The following is a 24,358-nucleotide window of genomic DNA, read 5'->3' as shown; positions in this document are numbered from 1 at the left end:
CTGCTAAAGGACTCCCGCGATGAAGACTCTTCCTGTGTCTGTGCTGGCCAAGATTTCCTGGCGCCTGCTGCCCTTCCTGTTGCTGATGTACATCATGGCTTTTCTCGACCGGGCCAACGTTGGCTTCGCCAAACAGGCCTTCCAGGCCGACACCGGTATCGGCGACGCCGCATTCGCGTTTGGTGCGGGCGTGTTCTTCGCCGGTTACGCACTGCTGGAGGTGCCCAGCAACCTGATCCTGCACCGCGTCGGCGCGCGGTTGTGGATGTGCCGGATCATGGTTACCTGGGGCCTGGTGTCGGCGGCCATGGTCTTCGCCCACAACGAAACCAGTTTCTACGTGCTGCGCTTCCTGCTGGGCGTGGCCGAAGCCGGATTCTTCCCCGGCGTGATCCTCTACCTCACCTATTGGTTCCCCTCGGCGGCCCGGGGCAAGGCCATGGGCTTCTTCTATTTCGGTGCGCCGCTGGCGTTCATTTTCGGCAGCCCGCTGTCGGGACTGTTGTTGGAGCTGGACGGTTTCGTCGGTGTTCACGGCTGGCAATGGCTGTTCGCCGTGGAAGGCCTGATGGCGTCGGCGGTGGGCGTGTGGGCATACTGGTACCTGGACAACCGCCCCGCCGATGCGAAATGGCTGACGCTCGAAGAGCGCCGCCAGGTCCAGGAACTGCTTGATGCCGAGGACCAACACAAACAATCCCATGGCCGCAGCCTGCTCAGCGTGTTGTGCCAGCCTTCGGTGCTCTACCTGTGCCTGATCTACCTGCTGATCCAGGCCAGCGTCTACGGCGTGGTGTTTTACCTGCCGACCCAAGTGGCCGGGTTGCTGGGCAGCAAGGTTGGCTTGTTGGTGGGTCTGGTCACGGCTATTCCGTGGGTTTGTGCGCTGTGCGCGGCCTACCTGATTCCCGGTTACAGCGACCGCACTGGCCAGCGTCGCCGCACGGCTGCGTTGACCCTGTTGATGGCCGCCGCCGGGATCGCCTGCTCGGTCAGTGTGTCCAGCCCACTTCTGGGCATCATCGCCCTGTGCTTCGCCGCTTCCGGCTTCATCGCCGTGCAGCCGGTATTCTGGACCTTTCCCTCCAGTTACCTGGCTGGCAGTGCCGCTGCGGCAGGCATTGCGCTGATCAACTCCTTCGGTGCCCTCGGCGGCTTCATTGCCCCGGTGCTGAAGAATTGGGCCGAAGGCGCCTTCCACTCTCCTGCGGCCGGCCTTTACCTGCTCGCCGCCACCACCGTCATCGCCGCGTTGCTGGTACTGGGCATCCACTCCCCCGGCCAACGCGCTTCGAACACACCGGCCACGGTTTAACTCAAGGAGCTGCACAATGGGTATCCCCACTATCAAACACGTCCGCGCCTTCGTCCTGCGAGGCGGCGGCGCGGATTATCACGACCAGGCGGACGGCCACTGGATCGACGATCACATCGCCACACCGATGAGCAAATACCCGGACTACCGCCAGAGTCGCCGCAGCTTCGGCATCAACGTACTCGGCACCCTGGTGGTAGAGATCGAGGCCAACGATGGCACGGTCGGGTTTGCCGTGACCACCGGCGGCGAGCCGGCGGCCTACATCGTTGAGAAGCACCTGGCGCGATTCGTCGAGGGAGCCCGGGTCACCGACATCGAAAAGATCTGGGACCAGATGTACCAATCGACGCTCTATTACGGCCGAAAGGGCCTGGTGATCAACACGATTTCCGGCGTGGACCTGGCGCTCTGGGACTTGCTCGGCAAAATCCGCCAGGAACCGGTGCATCAACTGCTCGGCGGCGCGGTGCGCGATGAGTTGCAGTTCTACGCCACCGGTGCACGGCCTGACCTGGCGCAGAAAATGGGCTTCATCGGCGGCAAGATGCCTTTGCATCACGGCCCGGCCGAAGGCGAAGAAGGCCTGCGCAAGAATCTCGAGGCACTGGCGACGATGCGCGAACGGGTCGGTCCGGACTTTTGGCTGATGCTCGATTGCTGGATGAGCCTGGACCTCAACTACGCCACCAAACTCGCGGTCGGCGCCCATGAGCACGGCTTGAAATGGATCGAAGAAGCCCTGCCGCCCGACGACTACTGGGGCTACGCGGCGCTGCGCAAAAACGTCCCCAAGGGCATGCTGGTGACCACCGGCGAGCACGAGGCCACCCGCTGGGGCTTCCGCATGCTCCTGGAAATGGGCTGCTGCGACATTATCCAGCCCGACGTCGGCTGGTGTGGCGGGCTCACCGAACTGGTGAAAATCTCGGCTTTGGCCGACGCCCACAACGCGCTGGTGATCCCCCACGGCTCTTCGGTCTACAGCTACCACTTCGTCGCCACCCGGCATAACAGCCCGTTCGCCGAGTTCCTGATGATGGCGCCCAAGGCAGACGAAGTGGTGCCGATGTTCCACCCGCAATTGCTGGGCGAGCCGGTACCGGTGCAAGGCCGCATGCGCCTGTCGGTCCTCGATCAGCCCGGCTTCGGCGTGACGCTGAACCCTGAGTGCCAACTGCATAGGCCTTATAACCGCTAGAGGAGCCCACCATGACCATGCCCCACAACGCCTTCAAGGCCGCGCTGACCTCCAAGCATACGCAGTACGGCATCTGGGCCGGTTTCGCCAGCGGTTACGCCGCCGAAATCGTCGCTGGCACCGGTTACGACTGGATGCTGATCGACGGCGAACACGCCCCCAACACCGTGCCCAGCGTGCTCAGCCAGCTCCAGGCCGTAGCGCCCTATGCCACCGCGCCAGTGGTGCGAGCGGTGACCGGCGATGCCAACCTCATCAAGCAGCTGTTGGACGTCGGCGCCCAGACCCTGATGATTCCCATGGTCGAGACCGCTGAACAAGCCCAGGCCCTGGTGCGCGCCATGCGTTATCCGCCCCACGGCATGCGTGGTGTCGGCGGAGGCCTGACCCGCGCCACCCGCTGGGATGGCGTCGCCAACTACCTCAGCACGGCCCATGAAGAGCTGTGCCTGATCGTCCAGGTGGAGTCGCGCACCGGAGTGGAGAACGTCGAGGCCATCGCCGCCGTCGAAGGGGTGGACGCGGTGTTCATCGGCCCCGCCGACCTGTCCATCGGACTTGGCCATGCGGGCAATCCTGGTCACCCCGAAGTCCAGGAACGTATCCAGTTCGCGGTCAATGCCACCCTCGCGGCCGGCAAGGCTTGCGGCATCCTCGCACCCAACGAAGAAGACGCCCGCCGTTATCAGGGCTGGGGTTGCCAGTTCATCGCCGTGGCCATCGACATCAGCCTGCTGCGCCAGAGTGCCCTTGCCACCCTTGCCCTCTACCGCGAACCCGCCACCGCTCAAGCGCCGTCGCGCACTTACTGAAGGACACCGCCATGTCATCCGTTCCTGTGTTCCAGAACTTCATCAACGGCCAGTTCACCCACAGCGAGGCACACCTGGACGTGTTCAACCCGGCTACCGGGGCGCTGCTGTCCCGGGTCCCGGCTTCCAACGCCGCCGACGTCGATCAGGCCCTGGCTGCCGCCCGTGCCGCGCAGAAAGACTGGTCGGCCAAACCGGCCATCGAACGCGCCGGATACCTGCGCCGCATCGCTGCCAAACTGCGGGAAAACGTCGCCCACCTGGCGCACACCATTACCCTGGAGCAAGGCAAGATCAGTGCCCTGGCCGAGGTGGAGGTGAATTTCACCGCTGACTACCTCGACTACATGGCCGAATGGGCCCGGCGCATCGAAGGCGAGATCATCACCAGCGACCGCCCCGGTGAAAACATCTTCCTGTTCCGCAAGCCCCTGGGCGTGGTGGCCGGGATCCTGCCGTGGAATTTTCCGTTTTTCCTGATCGCTCGAAAGATGGCCCCGGCGCTGTTGACCGGCAACACCATCGTCATCAAGCCCAGCGAAGAAACCCCGAACAACTGCTTCGAGTTCGCCCGGTTGGTCGCCGCGACCGACCTGCCACCCGGCGTGTTCAATGTCGTATGCGGCGACGGCCAGGTGGGCGCTGCCCTGAGCGGTCACAAAGGCGTGGACATGATCAGCTTCACCGGCAGCGTCGCCACCGGCTCGCGGATCATGACGGCGGCGGCACCGAACATTACCAAGCTCAACCTGGAACTGGGCGGCAAGGCCCCGGCCATTGTGCTGGCGGATGCCGATCTGGCGCTGGCGGTGAAAGCCATTCGCGACTCACGGATCATCAACACCGGGCAAGTCTGCAACTGTGCCGAACGCGTCTACGTGGAACGCAAGGTCGCCGATCAATTCATCGAGCGGATCAGCGCGGCGATGTCTGCCACCCGCTACGGCGACCCGATCGCCGAAGCCGATGTGGAGATGGGCCCGCTGATCAACCGCCAGGGCCTGGACAGCGTTGAACACAAGGTTCGAACCGCCCTCAGCCAAGGCGCCAGCCTGGTGAGCGGCGGCAGCGTGGCGGATCGCTCCAGCGGTTTTCACTTCCAACCCACGGTACTGGCCGGTTGCAACGCATCAATGGACATCATGCGTGAGGAAATCTTCGGTCCGGTGCTGCCGATCCAGATCATTGACGACCTGGACGAGGCCATCGCCCTGGCCAACGACTGCGACTACGGCCTGACTTCTTCGGTCTACACCCGGGACCTGAGCCGGGCCATGCACGCCATTCGTGGCCTGGACTTTGGCGAGACCTACGTCAACCGCGAAAACTTCGAAGCCATGCAGGGTTTCCATGCCGGCGTGCGGAAGTCCGGGGTGGGTGGGGCCGATGGGAAACATGGCTTGTATGAGTACACCCATACCCATGCGGTGTACTTGCAAAGCTGACTTGCGATAGACCGAGGCTTAGCGAAGCGCTGCCTGTCCGGGAGCGCTTCGCACCCCAGCGGGAGCAAGCCCCCTCGCCACAACGACGCTCCCCAGTCCTCCTATCTCTCAGACCACCAAGGTCAACCACGCCGATGCCAATAACAACACCGCCATGGTCCGATTGAACCGGCCCATCGCCGCAGCGGAACGGCAGAACCGGGCAGCGCCGAGGCCCAGATAGGCCCACAGGGTCATGCACGGAATGGAAATCGCGAAAAACGCCAGGGATAGCCAGAGCACCCGCACGGTACGGTCAGCCTCGGCGCCGGCAAACACGCTGACCACCGCCAGCGCCATCATCCAGGTCTTGGGATTCACCAACTGCAACCCGGCCGCTCCCGCCAGGCCCAGTCGCGGGCCCTCGGCAGGCCGGTCCGGGTCGATGGCCTGGGCCGGGGCGCTGAAAATCTGCCAAGCCATCCAGCTCAACCAGGCAATGCCGGCCCATGAGAGCAATGTTTGAATCGTGGCATGGCGCGCGAGCACATCCCCCAATCCGGTGCCGACCAGGAGCACCAACAAGGCTGCCGCCGCGCACGCGCCGAGGATGATCGGCAAGGTGGTGGCCAGGCCAAAGCGCGAGCTATGGCTCAGCACCAGGATATTGGTCGGGCCCGGGGTGATGGAGGCGACAAAGGCGAACAAGGCAAACGGCAGCAACTGGTCCATGGAGCAACTTCTCGGTGAATGATCGTCACTCGATCATCCCCACGAAGGCCCGCTCAGTCTGGAACAATTGAGCAGCGCTTGCGGTAGTCCGCCGGGCTCAGGCGATAGGCACGCTGGAACCAGCGCCCCAAGTGGCTCTGGTCGGCAAAACCAAGCATGGCTGCCACCGTCCCGGCGCTCTCGCCAGAAGCCAGCAAGCGCCGCGCACGGGCCAGGCGCAACTGGATCAGATAGGCATGGGGCGCCAGGCCAAAAGCCGCCTTGAATGCACGGCTCAGGCGAAAACGATCCACACCGGTGACCCGCGCCAGGTCGTCCAGACCGATGTCGTCGCTCAGGTGGCTGTGCAGGTAATCGCGAGCCTGTTGCGCCACCAATGGCAGACGTGGGTCGGGGTTGATCCGCGCGCGCCAGTGCAGGTGTTGGGTCAGGTTGGCCAACAAGGTATCGAGGGCCGTCTGACGCACGATGCGGATTTCCTGCTCATGCAGGCTCTGGAAGGCCAAGGCCGTGGCACTCGCCAGTCGCGCATCGTCGGTCAGGGTGGCGGCGAATCCCAATTGGGCGTTGTCCGGCGCCCCGTCGAACAAGGAGCGCAACTCGCGCTCCAGCCATTGGGGTTCCAGGTACAACGTGCGGTAGGTAAACCCGTGGTCGTGGGGCGCGTTGCCGTCATGCAACTCGCCGGGCTCGAGCAGGAACACCTTGCCCGGCGTACTGTTGTGCTGCTGGCGGCGGCAATGGAACTGCTGCACACCCTGCTCGGTCACGCCCACCAGGTAGGTGTCATGCCAATGGGGATCATAGGCATGCCCCTCGAAATGCGCACGCACGGTCTCGATACCGGACGTGGCGTCCTGCTTGAGATCGATCCAGTTGCGCGCCGTCATGAGCCGCCTCGTTTTGTGTATCCGACCGAAGCAGATTAACCGCTCGTAGGGATGACGTCTGGAAGATTTGTGCAATTGCCGGTGGGAGCGGGCTTGCTCGCTCCCACAGGTCATCAGCCTCGTCCTCAGCGTCAGCGTCAGCGTCAGGCTTGCGGGGTGATAGGCAACACCGCTTCCACCGCCAGACGAGCCAATTCAGCATCCTGCTCGGCCTTGACCCCAGACACCCCGATGGCCCCAATGCACTGGCCGTCGTGGCGGATGGTCACCCCGCCTTCAAGCATGCCCTGCAGGTGCGGAGCGCTGAGAAACGCGTAGCGACCACCATTGATCATGTCTTCGAAAACCTTGCTGTCGCGCCGGCCCATGGCAGCGGTGCGGGCTTTTTCCGTCGCGATGTAGGCCGATAACGGCGAGGCATCGTCCAGGCGCAACAGCCCGAGGGGATGACCGCCGTCGTCCACCACACAGACCGAAACGGCCCATTGGCGCTGGTGCGCCAGTTCCTTGGCCGCCACCAGCAATTGCGCAACGTCCTGCTCGGTGAGTACCGCTTTGGTCTTCATGAGTCACTCCGTGTTGTGCAGCAGCAAGCCCGCAAGACAATCAGACACCCGTCCAGCAGGTCCAGGAATACTTCGTTCTGCGCACCATAGCGCACCTGCAGCCGTTCAATGAAGCCCGGATGCCAGCGGCCTGCGATCATCCACCGATCGTCCACCGACCCGACAATGGATCCATCAATCAAGCCAACCATCCATTTATCCAGCAAAAACGTTGACAAAGAAATTAGTTAAGAGAGTTAATGGATCCATAAACAAGAACAACATCCGCCTGGAGATCCGTCATGTACCCCAAAAACGCCTGGTACGTTGCCTGCACCCCCGATGAAATCGCCGACAAGCCCCTGGGCCGGCAGATTTGCGGTGAAAAGATGGTTTTTTACCGGGGCCATGAAGGTCAGGTCGCTGCCGTGGAAGACTTCTGCCCTCATCGCGGCGCCCCGCTCTCCCTGGGCTACGTCGAAAACGGCAACCTGGTGTGCGGCTATCACGGCTTGGTGATGGGCGCTGATGGCAAGACCGTCGAAATGCCGGGGCAACGGGTACGGGGATTCCCCTGCAACAAGACCTTCGCGGTGCAGGAACGACATGGCTTCATCTGGGTCTGGCCCGGTGACCAGGCGCTGGCCGACCCGGCGTTGATCCATCATCTGGAATGGGCTGAAAGCGATGAATGGGCCTACGGTGGCGGCCTGTTCCATATCCAGTGCGACTATCGCCTGATGATCGACAACCTGATGGACCTGACCCACGAAACCTACGTCCACGCCTCGAGCATCGGCCAGAAGGAAATCGACGAGGCGCCGCCAGTGACCACCGTAGAAGGTGATGAAGTGGTCACCGCCCGCCATATGGAAAACATCATGGCCCCGCCGTTCTGGCGCATGGCCCTGCGCGGCAACAACCTGGCCGATGACGTGCCGGTGGACCGCTGGCAGATCTGCCGCTTCACCCCGCCCAGCCATGTGCTGATCGAAGTGGGCGTGGCCCATGCCGGCAACGGCGGTTATCACGCCGCGCCGCAATTCAAGGCGTCGAGCATCGTGGTGGATTTCATCACACCGGAAACCGAGACCTCGATCTGGTATTTCTGGGGCATGGCCCGGCACTTCCAGCCGCAGGATGAAGCCCTCACCGCGTCCATTCGCGAAGGCCAAGGCAAGATTTTCAGCGAAGACCTGGAAATGCTCGAACGCCAGCAGCGCAACCTGCTGGACCATCCGCAGCGCAACTTGCTCAAGCTCAACATCGATGCTGGCGGCGTGCAGTCCCGACGGGTGCTGGAGCGTTGGATCGCACGGGAGCGCGAACCTCAAGCCGGCTTGATCGCCAGCAGCCAGCAGCCACAGCTGGCGGAGCAACGGCCATGATCGAAGTCCAGGTCACGGCGCGACACAGCGAAGCCCTCGATATCTGCAGCTACGAGCTGACCCGTGTCGACGGCGAGCCATTGCCGGCCTTCACCGCTGGCGCCCATATCGATGTGCACTTGCCCGACGGGCTGATTCGCCAGTACTCGCTGTGCAATCATCCCGAGGAACGGCATCGCTACCTCATTGGCGTGCTCAAGGACCCGGCGTCCCGCGGTGGTTCGCGCAGCCTGCATGAGCGGATCCAGCCAGGCATGCGCTTGCACATCAGCGAACCACGCAACCTGTTCTCCCTTGCTCCCCAGGCCCGGCGCAGCCTGCTGTTTGCCGGAGGCATCGGCATTACGCCGATCCTGTGCATGGCCGAGCACCTGGCCCAGAGCGGAGCAGCATTCGAGCTGCATTACTGCGCCCGCTCCCGAGACCGTGCTGCCTTTGTCGAACGCCTGCGCCAGGCCCCTTACGCTGACCGGGTGTTCCTGCATTTCGATGAAGAACCAGAAACCCTGCTGGACGCCGCCAGGGTGTTGACCGCACCCGATAACGACCTGCACCTCTACGTGTGCGGGCCCGGTGGTTTCATGCAGCACATCCTCGACACCGCCAAAGGCCAGGGTTGGCAGGAAGACCGCCTGCACCGCGAATACTTCGCCGCCACCCCTACCGACACCCGTGCCGACGGCAGCTTTTCAGTCAAGCTCGCCCGTACTGGCCAGGTGTTCGAGGTGCCGGCGGACCGCAGCGTGGTGCAGGTGCTGGAGAGCCATGGCATCGAGATCCCGATCTCCTGCGAACAAGGCGTGTGCGGCACTTGCCTGACCCGCGTGCTGGAAGGCGTGCCGGAGCATCGGGACATGTTCCTGACCGAGGCCGAACAGGCCTGCAACGACCAGTTCACACCGTGCTGCTCCAGGTCGAAAACCCCGGTGCTGGTGCTGGATCTCTAAGGCCGAATACTGTGGGAGCGAGCCTGCTCGCGATGGCGCCGGCTCTGCGGCATTGATGGCGACTGACACACCGCTATCGCGAGCAGCTCGCTCCCACAGAAGATCTGTGGCGTATGCGAATCCTGGGGCTACTCCCACAAGGGATCTGGGTGAGAGAAATTCTGCCGGGCGAGTTACTCCGAACGCAGTATCACCGTCATCCGCTCGTCAGCCAACGCCGAGCCGAACACTTCGGCGTAGCGCAGGGTCGCATTGGCATGCTCGCGCATGATCGCCTCGGCACGGCCGCTCTGGCGATTGATCAGTGCGTCGAATACCGAATGGTGTTGCATGTGGGCATAGTTGAAGCGGCGAAACTCGCCGGCCATGTTCTGGCGATCCACCGCCAGGGCGGTGACTGAAGCGAAAGGCAGATGATCGTTGCGAGCCAGGGCGTCGGCGATCGCCGGGTTGTGGCTGCCTTCGACGATCACCTGATGGAAGCGCATGTTGAGGTCGTGATAGACCTCCAGGTCATCCTCGGTCACATAACCTTTGGCGAACAGTTCATCCCCCTGCACCAGGCATTGCTCGAGTATCGCGCGTGCTTCTTCAGACAAACCATGCTCGGCCGTCTGCCGTGCCGCCAGGCCCTCCAGCACGCCACGGACCTCCACAGCCCCGGCGATTTGCTCGGCACTGACCGAACGCACCTGAAAACCTCGCCCGCCAAAGCGCACCAGCAGCCCTTCCTGCTCCAGGGTGCGGAACGCCATGCGCACCGGCATGCGCGACACGCCGAACAACTCAGCCGTGGGAATTTCCATCAAGCGCTCGCCAGCGGCCAGCTCACCCGAGGCGATCATCTTGCGCAGCGCAACCAGCACCGTTTGGCCGGGCTTACTCATCCAGGCGATTCCAGAGAAAAGAAGCCGTCATAGTAGAAGGCTTGGCGCAACGTGTCACGGCAGTGCAAGGCCTTGATAAAAGCCGGTGGTTCAAATGCCCGCCAATTCCCGCAACTGCGCCAAAGTCCGCTCGTCCAGGCTAATCCCCTGCTCATTGGCCTTGCTGCGCTCGCGATGACGACGATCTCCCGGCAACCGCCGCAGCCCGACGCCATGCATCTGTCTGACCAGTTCCCGGCTGCGCTCGGCGAAGTCTTGCCCGGCGGTCTTGCTCGGGTCGATCACGATCAACAACTGGCCAGTCCACGGCGTCTTGGCGCCCGGATGATTGCTCCAGTCGAACTCGAAGGAAAAGTTACCCCCGGTCAGGGCCGCCGCCAACAACTCGACCATCATCGACAGCGCCGAGCCCTTGTGCCCGCCGAACGGCAGGAGCGCTCCGCCTTCGAGAATCGCCTTGGGGTCGCGGGTCGGTTGGCCAAGGCTGTCCACGCCCATGCCTGGCGGCAACAACTCGCCCTTGCGCGCAGCGATCTGTACGTCACCGTGGGCGATGGCGCTGGTGGCCAGGTCGAAGACAATCGGCTCACCGTCGGCCCGCGGCGCGGCGAAGGCAATGGGATTGGTGCCGAACAGTGGACGATCCGCGCCATGGGGCACCACGCAGGTCATGCTGTTGACCACGCTCAACGCCACCAGGCCTTCGTAGGCAAACGGCTCGACATCCGGCCAGAGCGCCGCGAAGTGATGGGAGTTGCGAATGGCCAGGACGGCGATACCGGCGCTGCGGGCCTTTTCCACCAGCAATGGCCGCGCGGCAGCCAGGGCTGGCTGGGCAAAGCCATTACCGGCATCCACCGCGACGAACCCTGACGCCACGTCTTCGACCACCGGCACCGCCTTGCCGTTGACCCAGCCGCTGTTCAGCGTCGAGACGTAACCGGGAAGGCGAAACACCCCATGGCTATGGGCACCGTCGCGCTCGGCCCCGGCGCAGTTTTCAGCCAGGCACCGGGCGACTTCGGTCGACGTGCCATGACGCAGGAAAATCTTCTCCAGCAAGCTCACCAGAGCATCGAAGGACAGGGTGCAAGAAGCGGCATGATCGGATGGTGCAGACATCTGAAGCTCCGGAATGATTGTTGGAGGTAGCAACAGCGTGAAGGACCCGCCCGGTGATTAAACACTGTTTCAGGCGCGCACTGTCAATCCTTCCCCGCTGCCGATCGAAGAAGCCCGGCGTGCAATAACTATGTACCACCCTTGCCCATGCATCGCTGCCTAGTCTGAGCGCTTGCGCCCGATTCGCGGCGCCTTGATCGAGAAGCGACGATGACCACTGAAACCACGCCACTGCTATTTCCCGAGGTATTGAACGCCACTCGCCTGGACCAACTGACCGCTCCCCACGGGCTGACCCAGGCCGATCTCGACTGGTTGCACCATGTCTCCCTGCCCAGCCATGCGCAACGCGCGGCGCAGATACCGCCGATGTCCGCCGAGACGATCCTGCTCCAGGCCGAGGACAAGGCGCCGATTCCATTGGCCGGCTGCTTTACCCTCAAGGCCCTGCCAGATACCGACGGAACCAACCACAAGCCTGCGTTCCTTTACACGCCGGACAAGGGGATTACCCAGTTCAGCGACCCGCAAGCCCTCGAAAACAAGATCAATGAAATGCTGCAGGACACCGCGGGGCGCGACGATCTGTTTCGCTACCTGTCGATTTCCCAGCGCAGCGAACTGAACAGCACGACCGACATCACACAAACCAGCCAGATCATCAACGAAGAAGTTTTCAAGGCGCAGATCGAATCCATCGAATACGCCCAGCGCCTCAATGCCCTGGCCATGGTGGATGAGCTGATCAAACTGCCCACACTGACCTCGATGCTTGACCAGGCATTGAACGAGCAGCTTCCCGACTTCGATCAACGACAGGCCCGCGTGGCGTTGCGCAAGGCCCCCCCACTGGGCGACACCCTGGCAATCCCGGTGACTGAGAGCATTGCGCTGAGCGACGCCGTGCTGGTGTACTTCCACCACCAGGGTTGGCCTGCCGGGCATGACGTCGACCTGACACACCCCGGTACGAGCGCGCACACGGCGCAACAATGGGAAGGCATCATCAAGGCCACGGCCAGGAACCTGATCCCCAAACTCAGCCAATGCATCGATGCCTACTGGCAGGCGAACAGTCCCTTCCACCTGTCGCGCCGCCACTTTCTTGCCCGCGTCATTCGTGACGCACTGCAGGCCGCGATCCTGATCGAACGTGAAAAAGGGCAGCTTACCCAGGCCCAAAGCCAGGAGCTGCTTCGACTGTTCAGGCCTTCGCGCCGGGAAGAGCCACTGCTGTTCATCGAAACGATTCGCCTCTGGGAATATGCACCGCGTTTTGTCGAGCTGGCGGGTTCGTTGATGATCAGCGGCAAGGATCATTATCTCTACACCCCCAGCCACGGCCTGCAGAAGGTCGCCAACTACCTGGGCTTCAAGGATGCGCTGCTCAAGCCCGCCGCCACAGTCGAGCCCGGGCAAGCGCTCTACAACCTCTTGAGCCTGGCAGAACGCAACCGTTTTCTGCGCTTCGACCAACCGCAAGTGTCGGGCGAATCGGTGAACTTGCCAGTGGCCGAATCCCTGGCTGACGCGATCATTGCCAAACAGCTGGACAACTTGCACTACGCGTTGGAAATGTCCCGCCAGGGCGACGTCAACCTCCACTCACTCATCGACAAGGCGCTGGATATCCGCACCTTGATCAACAAAAACCTGCTGGATCAGAAAACCGATGGGCATTGGGGCACACGACCGGTGTTTTACGGAGACCTGCGACCGTCCAACTTCATGGCCGACCAACTGGAAAGGAAGATCAAGAGCTACACCGATGTCGAAGACGCTTTTCACACCCACTTCATCAAGCTGCCGCCCGCCAACACGGCCTCGCTGCACAGCGGGCTGGACAAGCTGCTACCTGAACTGACCAACGTTTTCTCACTGGGCCTGCGCGCCGAGGCCGAACTCAGGGAGCGTGACGCAACGCTGCCGGCCGCCGCCCATGACTTGATCAGGAACGTTTTCGCCTACGACGCCGACTACCCGGACCGCACGCAGCGCCTGGGCGTCAGAGGCTTTCGACCAGATGTCTATTCGTTGAAGCTGGCGTGCCGTACTGAAGAGCGCGTGATTTCCCTACGCCTGGCCAACTGTTTTTTAATGACCGAGCGCGGCGGCCTGGATACCCCCTACTCGGGCATGGCCATCCTTTGGTCCCCCACCGGAGGGCTACAGACTTTTGCTAGCGTCGACCTGGCCACCGAGCAACTGAACAAAAACCTGCAGGACACTCGAAAACGCTTTGCCTGGCTCTCGAACCTGGCGCCCGCTCAACGCATGCCCCACGCACGCTACCAACTCCAGGCCTATGAACTGCTGGAAGACAATGTGCTGGTGAATCGGATGAATTCGTTCATCGAACAGTTCAAGAGCGAGCGCAATTACTTGAGCACATTGAAGGTCGGGGATTGGAAACTCAGCGGATCGGCGTTACGCAACAGTCTCGACGCCTTGTTGGCTAAAGGCGCGCCCACCAATCTGAAGCGCGCCGTGGACATCGCCCAAGCCAACCGGCGACAACAGACACTGCCCGCCTGGCTCGGTACGGCGTCCCTGGAAGATCGACGCCTGCATATCGAACTGCTCGAGCAGTACAAGAACAGCGTGGTCGATGCCGATGCCAAGGACTACCTCGACGGTATCGAGCCATTGCGCACCTACGTGCATAAAAAGCTGAAAACGTCACTGGACGCACGTTTCCCTGGAAAAAACCTCGACCCCGACACCCTGCAGATCACACCGAACCTTGCCGTCGTGGGGCCGGCCTGCGCGTTGACCGACTTTGCCTTGCATCATGTCGATGTGACCCGAAACGGCTTCAAGATTTCGTCAACCTCCACGCACAAACTGCCTGACGGCCTGAACGAGATGGCGGTCAGGCAAATATTATCGTCATTGGATATTCCCACCGCCTATAAAGCACAGGTCGTGAACACGCTTTCCGGGGCGTCCGCACCGGCCCAGCAAAGGAAGCGACGGTTCCGCCGACAACTCCCCTGGCAACTGCTGCAACATGCTCACGCCCGGCACCTGCAGCAACATCTCTCCAGCAAGGCATTCGACCTGATTCGCCAGGTACTGGACATGCCGGACGCCATCGCCCGTAACGCGGTCGAAGGCGCCAGCGCAGTGTTTCGCCCAGTGGAACTGATCAAGACCGGCGGCGCGGCGGCGGTCAAGGCCCTTGGGCTTTACCTGGTGGGTTCGAACGCCCAGGCAAGCAACCCCCTTGTCCTGTATGCCCCTTATCACTCAGGTCATTGCTTTACCGAATTCAAGGACGAAGCGAGTGTGGTCGCGGCATTCAACACGCCCGGCGCGCTCCAGGATTTGCTGGTCCACCGGCTTCCCGAAAACCAGCAAGCCATTTTCAAGAACCTGTTCGCTTCGACACTCGGGCACCTTTCGGAAATCACCCTGGGTTCCAACCCTGTCCGCTCAAACCTGCTCGACACGCTGTTCGATGACAACACCAGGTTGCTGGCAGAGCTGTTGGGCTCCCAGGCACAGGACAAGCGCCAATTCGACTGGAGTACCGTCCTGCACCTGTTCAGCTCGGGCATCCGGTTAGTGGGAAGACAGTTGCCAGGCAAACTGACGTTCATAGAAACGCTGTGGGACAGTTACCAGGACTTCAAGGCTTCTTCCGAGGCCCTGCAAGCGCATGACTGGAAAACCGGCTTGCACAACTTCATCGCCGGTGCCGCCGAGATGGTCTCCCTGGGCCTGCTCAATCGCGACGATACATTCGGCCTGCTCGATCCCGTTGAACCCGCCTTGCCAAATGTCCCGTCGACGCTCAACTGGAAGGACATCGCTTCCACCGGCCAACTGCGCACCGACCTGGGCGTATTCGAAGCCACGGGCGTCAGTCTGTCCAGCCTGCAAAAAAACCTAGCTGATGGGACTTACAAGGCCATGGAAAACGGCAAGCTTTATATCCCCTTGGCCGGCAAAGTCTTTCAAGTGGCAAAAGCCGGCCAAACCTGGCGAATCATCCATGAACACGGCGAGGGACCGTTATTGAAAACCCCGGATGGCCGGACATGGGGAATCGACCCACAACGCCATACCATCCGCTTTGGCAAGGCCGGGTCGAAGATGGCCATCACCTACAGCGACTTCAAAGCCAAAGGTTCATTGAATATTGAAGCTCGCGGCATGACGGAAATACGCCGGAAATACCCCTATCGGGCAAATGCGGTCGTGCAGGCGCTGGAGACCGCGCGGTTCTACTCGTTCAATGCCCTCCACAACCTCCATCAACTCAAGCAACACGTTCTTCCGGGCTCTCGACTGGACAGCTACCTTAAATTGTTTTTTGGTGTCAGCAACGTCGACGCCAGTCTTATCAGCAAAATAGAAACCGCGATCTCGCCGATATGCCAGGCATTGGCCGATCCTTCCTGGGAACTGCAAAATGCCAGCCGCATCGTTGTCGGCCACCTCAAACACCTGGAGGACAGAGCCACGGCATTCGTGCTGGAACCGACCGCCCTTGGAAGAATCTACCTCACTCAGTTTTTCTTCGACATGGAATTGGATGGGTACAAGGCCGTCGTCCCCGACACCTTTAATGTCGACGCCCATGCCCAGGCGGCGACCTTCATCCATGAAGTCTCCCATCAGATGTTAGATACCCTCGATATCATCTATCTGGACGCGATACTGCCCTTCCTCGACTTGATTTCAACAGCGACTTATCCAGGGCAAGTGCAATACGCCAAGCAAAAGGACCTGCAACTCAACGGACTTTCGTTGACCACCCCAAAATCCAAACTGTTTACGCAATGGGACAGCGCAGACAACACCTACAAGAAGTTTGAGCTGCTGCCTTTGTACAAAGAAACAACCCGGGAGATCCTGAAGATCACTGGCGCCAGAACCATGGATATTGCCCGTGATGATTTTCTGGATCCGATTTTGCCGGGCAAGCGCATCGACGTCATACTCCGCAACGCCGACTCGATCACGCTATTGATTTGTGAATTAGGACGGCAACTCGATGCGCGTCCCTCCCGGCAACTTGCCGTGCCGTGAATTGCACAAGATGGAGGTGGGGTGATTAATGCCAGTCAGTTAAGGATCAAACGACAAAGCCTGTGGGAGCCAAGCTTGCTCGCGATGGCGGTAGATCAGGCAATGGCGTTGTCGACTGGCTCACCCAATCGCGAGCAAGCTTTGCTCCCACGGGTTTGGGGCTTAACTGACTGGCATTAGAGTTGTTGATCTTTTTTTCACGCAAAGTATGCGACGGTAGGCTACGACTGATGTTTGAGCGAAAAAAACAGGCTCATTGATGCGCAAACGCCATGACGGCAGTTCTCGGCAGCTCATGCCGAAGGTTAGAATGCGGCAAACCAGGACGAATCAATGACCGAACATACCCTCTCGGAAGCCGAATACGACGCCATCACCGATGCCGCAGCCCATTGGTGCATGCGATTGCATGCCGTCGACTGCACCGATGCCGAACGGCAGGCATTCAAGCAGTGGCACGATGCCGATCCCCTGCATGCTTTCGAATACGAAGCCATGCTGGAAATCTGGGATGTTGCCGACCATCTGCCGCGTGTCGAGGCTGCCGCCGCCACGCCAGCGTCCAGGCCGCGGTCGCGCTGGAGCCGGTTGGCTGTCGCCGCCGCGGTGTTCGTCGTCGGCCTGCCCCTGGCCGCCTACACCGGCTGGAACCTGGACTGGATCGCCAACTCCTACCAGCGGTTCGAAGCCGGCACGAGCGTGCGTCATATCACCCTGAGCGACGGCAGCCAGGTGGAGCTCAACCTGGGTAGCGAGCTGACCTTCGCCAACTACAAGAACGAGCGCCGCGTAACCCTGGAAAAGGGCGAGGCGTTTTTTGACGTCAGCCATGACAAACAGCATCCGTTTGTCGTGCGCGCGGGCCAAGGCCAGGTGCGCGTGACCGGTACTCGCTTCAACGTCTGGATGTACCAGGACCAGGTGCGGGTCACGCTGGTGGAAGGTTCGGTCAGGGTCACCAGCAACCAAGCCCTCACCCGTAACGGCCTGCAACTTTCGCCGGGCATGCAGGCGAGCTACAAGGCGGGCGATCATCAGCCCCAAGTCCGCGAGACGCCCCAGAACGACAGCTCTTTGGCATGGCGCAACGGCAAGCTGGTATTGGATGACCTCGCCCTGAGCGATGCACTGCCGCTGATCAACCGCTACCTCGACCGTCCCGTCATGCTGGCTGACAACAGCACTGGCGGCCTGCGTGTCGGTGGTGTCTACAACATCAGCGAAGTACAGAACCTCGTGGCTTCATTGCCCAAAGTCCTGCCGGTCTACCTGACCCAGAACAAGGACGGCAACCCGGTGCTCAATTCCATCGGGCAGCGTCCGGTCCAATAACTGAAAGTCTCCCTGTGGGAACAAAGCTTGCTTGCGATAGCGGCGGATCAGCCTGACTCGATCTGGAATGTACCGCCCTCATCGCGAGCAAGCACAACAGCGGTTACTGCGTCGCCACCCTGCCCGCCTCATCACGCTCACGGATAATCACGGCCTGATAATGCGGATCGGCCTTGATCTGCTGTTCGGTGAAAGGCAGCACACTCCACTGCTTCTGCGAAAACGCCTGGGTCTGGTCGGCCGAATAAGGCGAAGCTGGGTCGCTGGAAATGGAGAATGCCAACAATCCCTGGGCTTGCGGACCTTTACCGTCAAACGTCACCACCTGCAGATAGCTGGTACCGCTGACCACTTCCCGCTTGCCGTTCGCCCCCGGCACGCTCTGGATCGCGTTATAGATGCCCAACTCTCCAGGGCCGCCGTGGATCGGCGTCTGTCGGCTACCGCTGCTGGCCACCTGGACGTCTTGCCATCGGCTGTCTTTAGACAACCCCGCGACCTTCACCGCCTCCACCGAAGCCAGCATGGCCTCGCGCACAGCCTTGAGCACCGGCGGTCGCTCGATCGCCAGGCCGCGGGGGGTGCGTTGCGGGTCTTTGGGATCGAACGCAACGCGCCATGAATCAGGCACCGCCTGCAGCCGTTCCATGATCTGCTGGAAATACACGAACCCCAGCCCGCTATTCAGGCCAGCCTTGCGATCCCAAGCCTTGAGGCTGGCACAGGCCTCGACCAATGCCGACGCATCGCCCCCCAGGTCATCGGTGCAAACGCCGAGCAGGTCCGGCATCACCTGGTCAGCCAGGTAAACCTGGTCGTCCATGACCATGCGTTGCAAATCCTCCACCTTCACCGGCCCACCCTTGGCCAATTGGCCCACCCGCTCCAGCGCAAAACGCGCCCGCAGGCCCAGCGGCTGGCCTTGTTGGCTGATCACTGGGGAATAACCGGACAACGGCTGCGCAGGGTTGACCATCCAGGCCGAATCATTGGAGTTCTGCACGTAATCGCGACGCAGCAGCTGCGGGAGCTTGTCGGCGGCATAAATGCCTTTTTGCACCGCGTTGGAATCGCTGCCCCAGGCACATTCGCTGCGGCTGCCATCCAGCACGATCAGCTGCAATCCGGCCCTGGGATCGCTGCACCGGGCCAGCTTGTCGGCGTCGACGTTCGGCACCACCGACACGTTCATGTAGAGGCTTTGCCCCTGGTCGTCCACCGCCAGAGTATTGACCCAGGGAATACCCTGGATCTTATGCACAGCGTCCTGCAGATCCTTGAGGGTGACGGCCTTGTTCATGGCGTACCACTGGGCCAGCACGCGATCGTTTTCCAGGTTCGCGTCCCGCAGGCTGTAGGCGAACTGGTTATCCCAGTCCAGCCGGCCGGGCCATTGCACGATCGGGCCGAACTGCGAGCCATAGACCACGCGGGAAACCGTCTGTACCTGGCCGTCGGGTTGCCTGATGTCCACCGCGACCGTCTGCTGGCTCATCGGCACGGATTTGCCATCGAGCAGGTAGCGGGTCGGATCTTTCGGGTCGAGCTGCAGCCGGTACAGGGTGAAATGCTTGGAACTGTCGACGGTGTGGGTCCAGGCCAGGTGCTGGCTGAAACCGATGTTGATCATCGGTAGGCCTGGCAGCGCCGCGCCCATGACGTCCAGCTTGCCGGGGATGGTCAGGTGCATCTGGTAGAAACGCATGCCGCCCACCCACGGAAAATGCGGATTCGCCAGCAACATCCCGCGACCGTTGAACGAGCGCTCGCTGCCGATGGCCAGGGCATTGCTGCCGCGTTCCAGGGCAAAACGCTGCTGCCGGGTTGCCGCGGCGACGAAACCGGCGACCGGGGTGTGCGCGAGTGCCGTCGCCTGGGGCGGTTGCGCCCCAGCCAGGGCTTCGGCGAACTGGCCGACGCCGCCTTCCACCAACAACCGACGGGTCAATTTGACCAGGTCCAGCGCAGTGATCGGCCGTACCCAATCGCTGGCGCATTGTTCGGGCAGGCCCTTGGCCTTGCGCTCGGCCAATGCGCGGTTGTAGCCCGCCGCATAGCCTTCGACCAGTTGTTGCACTTGAGGCGTCTGGGCCTGCCAGAAACCGGAGACCGCTTGCGGCGTGTTGAGCCAGCTGAAAAACAGATCGCTGACGCGGTTCTGCCGCTGCTCGACCGTGACCTGCTCGGGCCCGAAATAACGCGAGCGCTGGGCATTGACCGTGACGATCTCATTGGCCAGCAGGCACAGATTGTCCTGGGCGTAGGCATACCCGATGCCATAACCCAGCCCACGCTCGTCCTGAGCCCGGATATGTGGCACGCCAAAACGGGTGCGACGGATCTCGGCACTGGCCTGTTGCCCATCGTCCTGTGCATTGACCACGGGGCTGAGCCCGAGGGCGATCCCTAGAAAAGCACCTGCAAGGCCAACCCTCGATAACTGCCCGGACATTCTCACGTTCACTCCTGATGAAAACTGCAGAAACCAGGACGGCTACCGGTGCGCCAGTAGACAAGCACTCGGCCCGCCTGGGAAATCACACGCCGTGTGCTGAACCGGAATGTGCCTACCTTGAAAACGAACCGGATGAAAAAAAATTAATGGCCGCACGCCGCTTGAATACGGGGGTTTGACGAAGCAGGGGCAATTTTTTCACATCGCCACCCTCATGATTGCGCGTCCTCGTTCGTCCTATAACAGGAGAGTATTCGTGACCTTTTCTGATCTGGCTGGTAAGGAGTTTCTGCATGCGTAACGCGCAACAGCCCATGGAGGGCAAGCCAAGGCCGACCGGCGTCTCGCTGAGCGCCACCCACCGTGAATTCGAGAGGCCGCCAGAGCGCGGCGGCAATGACCACATCAGGCGCCTGCTCAAGAGCTTCGGGCTGAGGACCAGCCTGATTCGCCTCAAAGTCATCGACGCGTTGCTCAAGGCCGCCCACGAAAACCGCTGCCTGGGCGTGCGTGGTGTGCACAGCCAGTTACTGGGGCTGGACATCCCGTTGTCCTTTCTCAGCGTGCGCGAGGTGTTGAAGCGCCTGTGCAGCGAGGGCGTCGTCACCCTCAACGCCGATAAAAGCTACCGCCTGCACCCCAGCGCGATGGCCGTGCTCGAGGCCGAGGAATGAAAGCGGCGCTCAGGGCTTGACCTTGCGCCGCATCACGCCGTTGATCACCACCACGATGACCGCCACGGCAATGGCGATGTATTGAAACAGCTGCTCGCTGATCATGCCCTTGCCCTGCATCCAGGACAGCCCCAGCATGATTGCCAGGACGACGAGGACGATCAGAATCGAGTATTTCAAACGTTGCGAATGAGTCATTGCCAATTTCCTGAATGTATCCGTTCTGTATCCGAAGGCTTGCCGATCCATACCTCATCTACCGGAATGACGACTCACCGACGGGGCCCTATGGTACAGCCGAAGGCGCGTCTTCGTGCAATCCGCTCGGTTTATCCCTTGGCTACCGACACCTAAAGCTGCGTCCCCCAAGGCCGATATATACGGAACTGCCCATTCACCAGTTCCAGAACGTCGCCTTCGTGCAAGGACTCCCCACATGCCCTCACTCCGAACGATTCAGGCTCGCTACACCCTGTTTCTGGTCATTTTCATGCTGGTGTTGTCCCTCCTGACCGTGGTGGGCATCAGTTACCTGGTCGCGCCCAAACTGCGCCAGACGGAAGAGCAAGTGGCACTTAACCGCATCGCCGAGGTTGCGGAGCAGATCCAGGGCGAACTGAACAAGGTGCAGGCGCAGCAACGCAGCATCACCCAGACCATCCCGTTGCTCGACAGCGATGCCATCGACAAAGTGTTGCCGGGGCTGGTGGATCAGTACGGCGAGTTGAAAGTCTTCGGCGGCGGGATCTGGCCCCTGCCCAACCAACGGGCCGAAGGACGCAGCAAATTCAGCACGTTCTGGCACCGCGACGCGTCCGGCAAGCTGGTGGTCAATACCTTCTGGAACAGTGACGCCGCGCCCAACTATTACGAACAACCCTGGCACAAGGGCGGCATGGCCACCCCACCGGGCAAATGCGCCTGGGCCGCGGCTTATAAAGACGACGCCAGCGCCGAACCACGCACCAACTGCGCCATGGCCATCCAGAAAAACGGCGTGCCTTACGGCGTTTCCACCATCGACGTGACCCTGGGCTTCTTCAATGAACTGGTGGCACGCAAGGAAGCCGACCTGAGCGCCGAGATGCTGATCGTCGAAGGCGACGGCAAGATCATCAGCAACAGTTCGCGCATCAGCGGTCCGATCGTGCTGAAGAACATCAGTGAACTGGCGGCCACCTCGCCATTCGCCGCCCAGGTCAAGGCGGGCCTGGCCAACCGCGACAAGCCGCTGCAACGTGTGGAGTTCGACAACAAGGGCGAGGCCAGTACCTTTTTCATGCGCCCTATCGAAGGTTCACCGTGGTTCCTTGCCACCGCATTGCCGACTCGCCTGATCACGGCCCAGCGCGATGATGTACTGAGCACGCTGAGCCTGCTGCAGATCCCGATGGTGATCCTGCTGGTCTTGATGCAGCTGTACGCGATCCGCCAGTTGACCCATCGCATGAAAGTCCTCAAAGGCAACATCGACGCCCTGTCCACTGGCGATGCCGACCTGACCCGACGCATCACCATCCGGGCCGAGGATGAATTGGGGGCGATAGGGCACTCGGTCAACCGCTTCATCGCTTACCTGCAAGATATGATCGGTGAAGTCACCCAGGCCACCGGCGCCATGGCGTCGAGCCTGGGCGATCTGCAGCGGACCTCGGCCCACACCAGCGAAATCCTGATGCGCCACGCCTCGGAAACCGACCAGACCGTGACCGCCATCACCCAGATGAGCTCCACGGCTGAAAGCGTCGCGCAAAACGCGGCCGAGACCGCGGCGTTCACTCAACGCGCCAACGAGCATGCCGATCGTTCCCGCGTGGTGGTCGGTGAGGCCTCCAACAGTGTGGTGGCCTTGATCGATGAAGTGGCCAGCGCCACCCGCAAGGTCGAGAGCATGCAACAGGACGCTCAGCGCATCACCGAGATCCTGGGTGTGATCGGCGCCATCGCCGGGCAGACCAACCTGCTGGCGCTCAACGCCGCCATTGAAGCCGCCCGGGCTGGCGAGCAAGGCCGTGGTTTTGCCGTGGTGGCCGACGAAGTCCGCGCCCTCGCCGCCCGCACCCAGGCCAGCACCTCGGAAATCAACGAAATGCTGACCCGCCTGACCCAAGGCGTGAGTTCGTCGGTCTCGGCCATGGAAAACACCCAGGCCAGCTGCCAGTCGGCCGCCGACGCGACCTCCCGCGTCAACTCGGGCCTGGACGAAATGGCCGGCTCGGTCAGCCAGATCAACAGCCTGAGCACCCAGATCGCCACGGCCGCCGAGCAACAAAGCGCGGTGACCGAGGAGATCAATCGCAGCATGGTGCAAATCCGTCACATGGTGGAGGAGCTGGTGGAGAGTGGCCTGGCCAGCGAAACCAACACCCGGCAACTGCTGGAAGCCAACACACGGGTGAATGCGATCATGGGTCGGTTCAAGGTTCGCTAGAACTTCACCATCCCCCTGTGGGAGCGAGCTTGCTCGCGATAGCGTCGGATCAGCTACAAAGTAGTGACTGACAAACCGCTATCGCGAGCAAGCTCGCTCCCACAGGACTGTATTCGCCCTCCCAACCTGACAACTCTGTAATCCCCGCCTCAGGCCCCTGTCAGCTCGTGCCCGCTACTCTGTTATCCTTGCGCCTAACCGTTCGACACGAGACCTCCTTCATGGCCAACCCCCTGCACCTGCTCGCCTTGAGCGCCCTGTTCATGACCACCCTGGCCCAGGCCGCGGAACCGGTCACCATCGATGTGCACCGCGACGCCAATTGCGGCTGCTGCAAAAAGTGGATCTCGCATTTGCAAGAAAACGGTTTCAAGGTCAATGACCATGTCGAGGCCGACATGAGTTCGGTCAAGCAACGCCTGGGCGTGGCGCCGAACCTGCGCTCCTGCCACACCGCCGAAATCAACGGCAAATTCGTCGAAGGCCATGTCCCGGCCGACCAGGTGCTGGCGCTGGGCAAGCGCGATGACCTGCTCGGCGTGGCCGCACCGGGCATGCCCATGGGCTCGCCCGGCATGGAAATGGACGGCATGAGCGACGCTTATCAAGTGATCGGCCTGAAAAAAGACGGGACCCAAACCGTAGTGGCGGATTACCCGGCCCACTGATGGGCCAAGCCTATATCGGCTTGTTCCTGGCGGCATTTGGCGCGGCGACCTTGCTGCCGCTGCAATCGGAGGCCTTGTTGGTCGGCCTGTTGCTCAGCGAGCACTATGCTGTCTGGCTGTTGCTGGGGGTCGCCACCCTCGGCAACGTCCTGGGTTCGCTGGTGAACTGGTGGCTGGGTACGCGCCTGGAACACTTCAAGGACCGGCGCTGGTTTCCGGTCAGCCCGACGCACCTGGACAAGGCACGCGTGCATTACCAGCGCTTCGGCCGCTGGTCGCTGCTGCTCAGTTGGTTGCCGATCATCGGCGATCCATTGACCCTGGTGGCCGGGGTGATGGGTGAACCGTGGCGCCGCTTCCTGCTGATCGTGACCGTTGCCAAAGGCTTGCGCTACGGCGTTCTCGCCCTGGCCACGCTGGGCTGGATGGGTTGAACATTCGGGCCGTTCGGTTGCCTGTGGTTAATGTCGCCATAATCGGGTCGCGCCAGGATCGGCA

At 61.6% G+C, this 24,358-nt stretch carries 19 protein-coding genes; 12 read left to right on the top strand and 7 right to left on the bottom strand.

Annotation, left to right across the window (positions count from 1 at the left end; all coding sequences use genetic code 11):
• The first annotated feature begins 19 nt into the window (after positions 1–19).
• The 4 genes from BM317_RS05865 to aldA are packed head-to-tail and all read left to right on the top strand — an operon-like array spanning position 20 to position 4,773.
• Complete coding sequence (locus tag BM317_RS05865) at positions 20–1,315, top strand: MFS transporter (protein ID WP_072405658.1); 1,296 nt, start codon at positions 20–22, stop codon at positions 1,313–1,315.
• Positions 1,316–1,331: 16 nt separating this feature from the next.
• Entirely contained in the window at positions 1,332–2,516 is a 1,185-nt protein-coding gene (rhmD, locus tag BM317_RS05860) for an L-rhamnonate dehydratase (RefSeq protein ID WP_060742260.1), read from the top strand.
• 11 nt (positions 2,517–2,527) lie between these two features.
• Positions 2,528–3,328: an aldolase/citrate lyase family protein gene (locus tag BM317_RS05855; protein ID WP_092164416.1), complete on the top strand. Its 801-nt coding sequence runs from the start codon at positions 2,528–2,530 to the stop codon at positions 3,326–3,328.
• Positions 3,329–3,339: 11 nt separating this feature from the next.
• Complete coding sequence (gene aldA / locus BM317_RS05850; RefSeq protein WP_092164414.1) at positions 3,340–4,773, top strand: aldehyde dehydrogenase; 1,434 nt, start codon at positions 3,340–3,342, stop codon at positions 4,771–4,773.
• A gap of 108 nt (positions 4,774–4,881) precedes the next feature.
• Here aldA and BM317_RS05845 read toward each other — a convergent pair whose 3' ends face one another.
• The 3 genes from BM317_RS05845 to BM317_RS05835 form a co-directional block, all read right to left on the bottom strand.
• Entirely contained in the window at positions 4,882–5,484 is a 603-nt protein-coding gene (locus BM317_RS05845) for a LysE family translocator (protein WP_092164412.1), read from the bottom strand.
• 53 nt (positions 5,485–5,537) lie between these two features.
• On the bottom strand, positions 5,538–6,374 hold the full coding sequence (locus BM317_RS05840) for an AraC family transcriptional regulator (RefSeq protein ID WP_072405663.1): 837 nt from the start codon (positions 6,372–6,374) through the stop codon (positions 5,538–5,540).
• 143 nt (positions 6,375–6,517) lie between these two features.
• The gene (locus tag BM317_RS05835; RefSeq protein WP_092164410.1) at positions 6,518–6,940 is read right to left on the bottom strand and encodes a GlcG/HbpS family heme-binding protein; all 423 of its coding nucleotides are present in this window, start codon (positions 6,938–6,940) and stop codon (positions 6,518–6,520) included.
• A gap of 281 nt (positions 6,941–7,221) precedes the next feature.
• On the opposite strand from BM317_RS05835, the gene BM317_RS05825 reads away from it, so the two are divergent.
• Both BM317_RS05825 and BM317_RS05820 read left to right on the top strand, forming a co-directional pair.
• Positions 7,222–8,307, top strand: a complete 1,086-nt coding sequence (locus BM317_RS05825; RefSeq protein WP_092164406.1) for an aromatic ring-hydroxylating oxygenase subunit alpha — start codon at positions 7,222–7,224, stop codon at positions 8,305–8,307.
• Positions 8,304–9,254: a PDR/VanB family oxidoreductase gene (locus BM317_RS05820; RefSeq protein WP_092164404.1), complete on the top strand. Its 951-nt coding sequence runs from the start codon at positions 8,304–8,306 to the stop codon at positions 9,252–9,254. Before BM317_RS05825 ends, BM317_RS05820 begins: the two co-directional genes overlap by 4 nt.
• A 173-nt stretch (positions 9,255–9,427) precedes the next feature.
• Here the strand turns inward: BM317_RS05820 and BM317_RS05815 are convergent, their stop codons facing one another.
• Together BM317_RS05815 and BM317_RS05810 are read right to left on the bottom strand one after the other, a co-directional pair.
• On the bottom strand, positions 9,428–10,141 hold the full coding sequence (locus BM317_RS05815) for a GntR family transcriptional regulator (RefSeq protein WP_092164402.1): 714 nt from the start codon (positions 10,139–10,141) through the stop codon (positions 9,428–9,430).
• A gap of 90 nt (positions 10,142–10,231) precedes the next feature.
• Complete coding sequence (locus BM317_RS05810) at positions 10,232–11,263, bottom strand: Ldh family oxidoreductase (RefSeq protein WP_092473464.1); 1,032 nt, start codon at positions 11,261–11,263, stop codon at positions 10,232–10,234.
• A 210-nt stretch (positions 11,264–11,473) separates the two neighbouring features.
• Here BM317_RS05810 and BM317_RS05805 point away from each other — a divergent pair, with 210 nt between their 5' ends.
• Together BM317_RS05805 and BM317_RS05800 are read left to right on the top strand one after the other, a co-directional pair.
• Entirely contained in the window at positions 11,474–16,300 is a 4,827-nt protein-coding gene (locus BM317_RS05805) for a dermonecrotic toxin domain-containing protein (protein WP_092473462.1), read from the top strand.
• Between the two features lie 333 nt (positions 16,301–16,633).
• Positions 16,634–17,632 (top strand): FecR family protein, encoded by a 999-nt coding sequence (locus BM317_RS05800; protein ID WP_092473460.1) that lies wholly within the window; start codon positions 16,634–16,636, stop codon positions 17,630–17,632.
• Positions 17,633–17,735: 103 nt separating this feature from the next.
• Here BM317_RS05800 and BM317_RS05795 read toward each other — a convergent pair whose 3' ends face one another.
• Positions 17,736–20,084, bottom strand: a complete 2,349-nt coding sequence (locus BM317_RS05795) for a bifunctional acylase PvdQ (protein ID WP_092473458.1) — start codon at positions 20,082–20,084, stop codon at positions 17,736–17,738.
• Positions 20,085–20,380: 296 nt separating this feature from the next.
• On the opposite strand from BM317_RS05795, the gene BM317_RS05790 reads away from it, so the two are divergent.
• Positions 20,381–20,761, top strand: coding sequence for a fe2+ zn2+ uptake regulation protein (locus tag BM317_RS05790; RefSeq protein ID WP_092164394.1), 381 nt, complete (start codon positions 20,381–20,383; stop codon positions 20,759–20,761).
• A 9-nt stretch (positions 20,762–20,770) separates the two neighbouring features.
• On the opposite strand, the gene BM317_RS05785 is transcribed toward BM317_RS05790, so the two are convergent.
• The gene (locus tag BM317_RS05785) at positions 20,771–20,959 is read right to left on the bottom strand and encodes a hypothetical protein (RefSeq protein WP_042731964.1); all 189 of its coding nucleotides are present in this window, start codon (positions 20,957–20,959) and stop codon (positions 20,771–20,773) included.
• 238 nt (positions 20,960–21,197) lie between these two features.
• On the opposite strand from BM317_RS05785, the gene BM317_RS05780 reads away from it, so the two are divergent.
• From BM317_RS05780 to BM317_RS05770, 3 genes are all read left to right on the top strand, one after another.
• Entirely contained in the window at positions 21,198–23,192 is a 1,995-nt protein-coding gene (locus BM317_RS05780; protein WP_092164393.1) for a methyl-accepting chemotaxis protein, read from the top strand.
• A 221-nt stretch (positions 23,193–23,413) separates the two neighbouring features.
• Positions 23,414–23,860, top strand: coding sequence for a DUF411 domain-containing protein (locus tag BM317_RS05775; RefSeq protein WP_092164391.1), 447 nt, complete (start codon positions 23,414–23,416; stop codon positions 23,858–23,860).
• Positions 23,860–24,294 carry a YqaA family protein gene (locus BM317_RS05770; protein WP_092164390.1) on the top strand — a complete coding sequence of 145 codons (435 nt, stop codon included), beginning with the start codon at positions 23,860–23,862 and terminating at the stop codon, positions 24,292–24,294. The genes BM317_RS05775 and BM317_RS05770 overlap by 1 nt, the downstream gene beginning before the upstream one ends.
• Positions 24,295–24,358: the final 64 nt, after the last annotated feature.

Source organism: Pseudomonas sp. NFACC24-1 (assembly GCF_900115235.1).
In the GTDB taxonomy this organism is placed as follows: domain Bacteria; phylum Pseudomonadota; class Gammaproteobacteria; order Pseudomonadales; family Pseudomonadaceae; genus Aquipseudomonas; species Aquipseudomonas fluorescens_AA.
Note: the sequence above shows the minus strand (reverse complement) of the source record. Positions and strands in the feature narration are given on the sequence as shown.

What these genes read in the sequence shown, in the direction of transcription:
- BM317_RS05800 (WP_092473460.1), top strand. Translation starts at nt 16,634, where the DNA reads ATGACCGAACATACCCTCTCGGAAGCCGAATACGACGCCATCACCGAT.
- aldA (WP_092164414.1), top strand. Translation starts at nt 3,340, where the DNA reads ATGTCATCCGTTCCTGTGTTCCAGAACTTCATCAACGGCCAGTTCACC.
- BM317_RS05770 (WP_092164390.1), top strand. Translation starts at nt 23,860, where the DNA reads ATGGGCCAAGCCTATATCGGCTTGTTCCTGGCGGCATTTGGCGCGGCG.
- BM317_RS05865 (WP_072405658.1), top strand. Translation starts at nt 20, where the DNA reads ATGAAGACTCTTCCTGTGTCTGTGCTGGCCAAGATTTCCTGGCGCCTG.
- BM317_RS05805 (WP_092473462.1), top strand. Translation starts at nt 11,474, where the DNA reads ATGACCACTGAAACCACGCCACTGCTATTTCCCGAGGTATTGAACGCC.
- BM317_RS05815 (WP_092164402.1), bottom strand. Translation starts at nt 10,141, where the DNA reads ATGAGTAAGCCCGGCCAAACGGTGCTGGTTGCGCTGCGCAAGATGATC.
- BM317_RS05840 (WP_072405663.1), bottom strand. Translation starts at nt 6,374, where the DNA reads ATGACGGCGCGCAACTGGATCGATCTCAAGCAGGACGCCACGTCCGGT.
- BM317_RS05820 (WP_092164404.1), top strand. Translation starts at nt 8,304, where the DNA reads ATGATCGAAGTCCAGGTCACGGCGCGACACAGCGAAGCCCTCGATATC.
- rhmD (WP_060742260.1), top strand. Translation starts at nt 1,332, where the DNA reads ATGGGTATCCCCACTATCAAACACGTCCGCGCCTTCGTCCTGCGAGGC.
- BM317_RS05795 (WP_092473458.1), bottom strand. Translation starts at nt 20,084, where the DNA reads ATGTCCGGGCAGTTATCGAGGGTTGGCCTTGCAGGTGCTTTTCTAGGG.
- BM317_RS05855 (WP_092164416.1), top strand. Translation starts at nt 2,528, where the DNA reads ATGACCATGCCCCACAACGCCTTCAAGGCCGCGCTGACCTCCAAGCAT.
- BM317_RS05780 (WP_092164393.1), top strand. Translation starts at nt 21,198, where the DNA reads ATGCCCTCACTCCGAACGATTCAGGCTCGCTACACCCTGTTTCTGGTC.
- BM317_RS05790 (WP_092164394.1), top strand. Translation starts at nt 20,381, where the DNA reads ATGCGTAACGCGCAACAGCCCATGGAGGGCAAGCCAAGGCCGACCGGC.
- BM317_RS05810 (WP_092473464.1), bottom strand. Translation starts at nt 11,263, where the DNA reads ATGTCTGCACCATCCGATCATGCCGCTTCTTGCACCCTGTCCTTCGAT.
- BM317_RS05785 (WP_042731964.1), bottom strand. Translation starts at nt 20,959, where the DNA reads ATGACTCATTCGCAACGTTTGAAATACTCGATTCTGATCGTCCTCGTC.
- BM317_RS05825 (WP_092164406.1), top strand. Translation starts at nt 7,222, where the DNA reads ATGTACCCCAAAAACGCCTGGTACGTTGCCTGCACCCCCGATGAAATC.
- BM317_RS05835 (WP_092164410.1), bottom strand. Translation starts at nt 6,940, where the DNA reads ATGAAGACCAAAGCGGTACTCACCGAGCAGGACGTTGCGCAATTGCTG.
- BM317_RS05845 (WP_092164412.1), bottom strand. Translation starts at nt 5,484, where the DNA reads ATGGACCAGTTGCTGCCGTTTGCCTTGTTCGCCTTTGTCGCCTCCATC.
- BM317_RS05775 (WP_092164391.1), top strand. Translation starts at nt 23,414, where the DNA reads ATGGCCAACCCCCTGCACCTGCTCGCCTTGAGCGCCCTGTTCATGACC.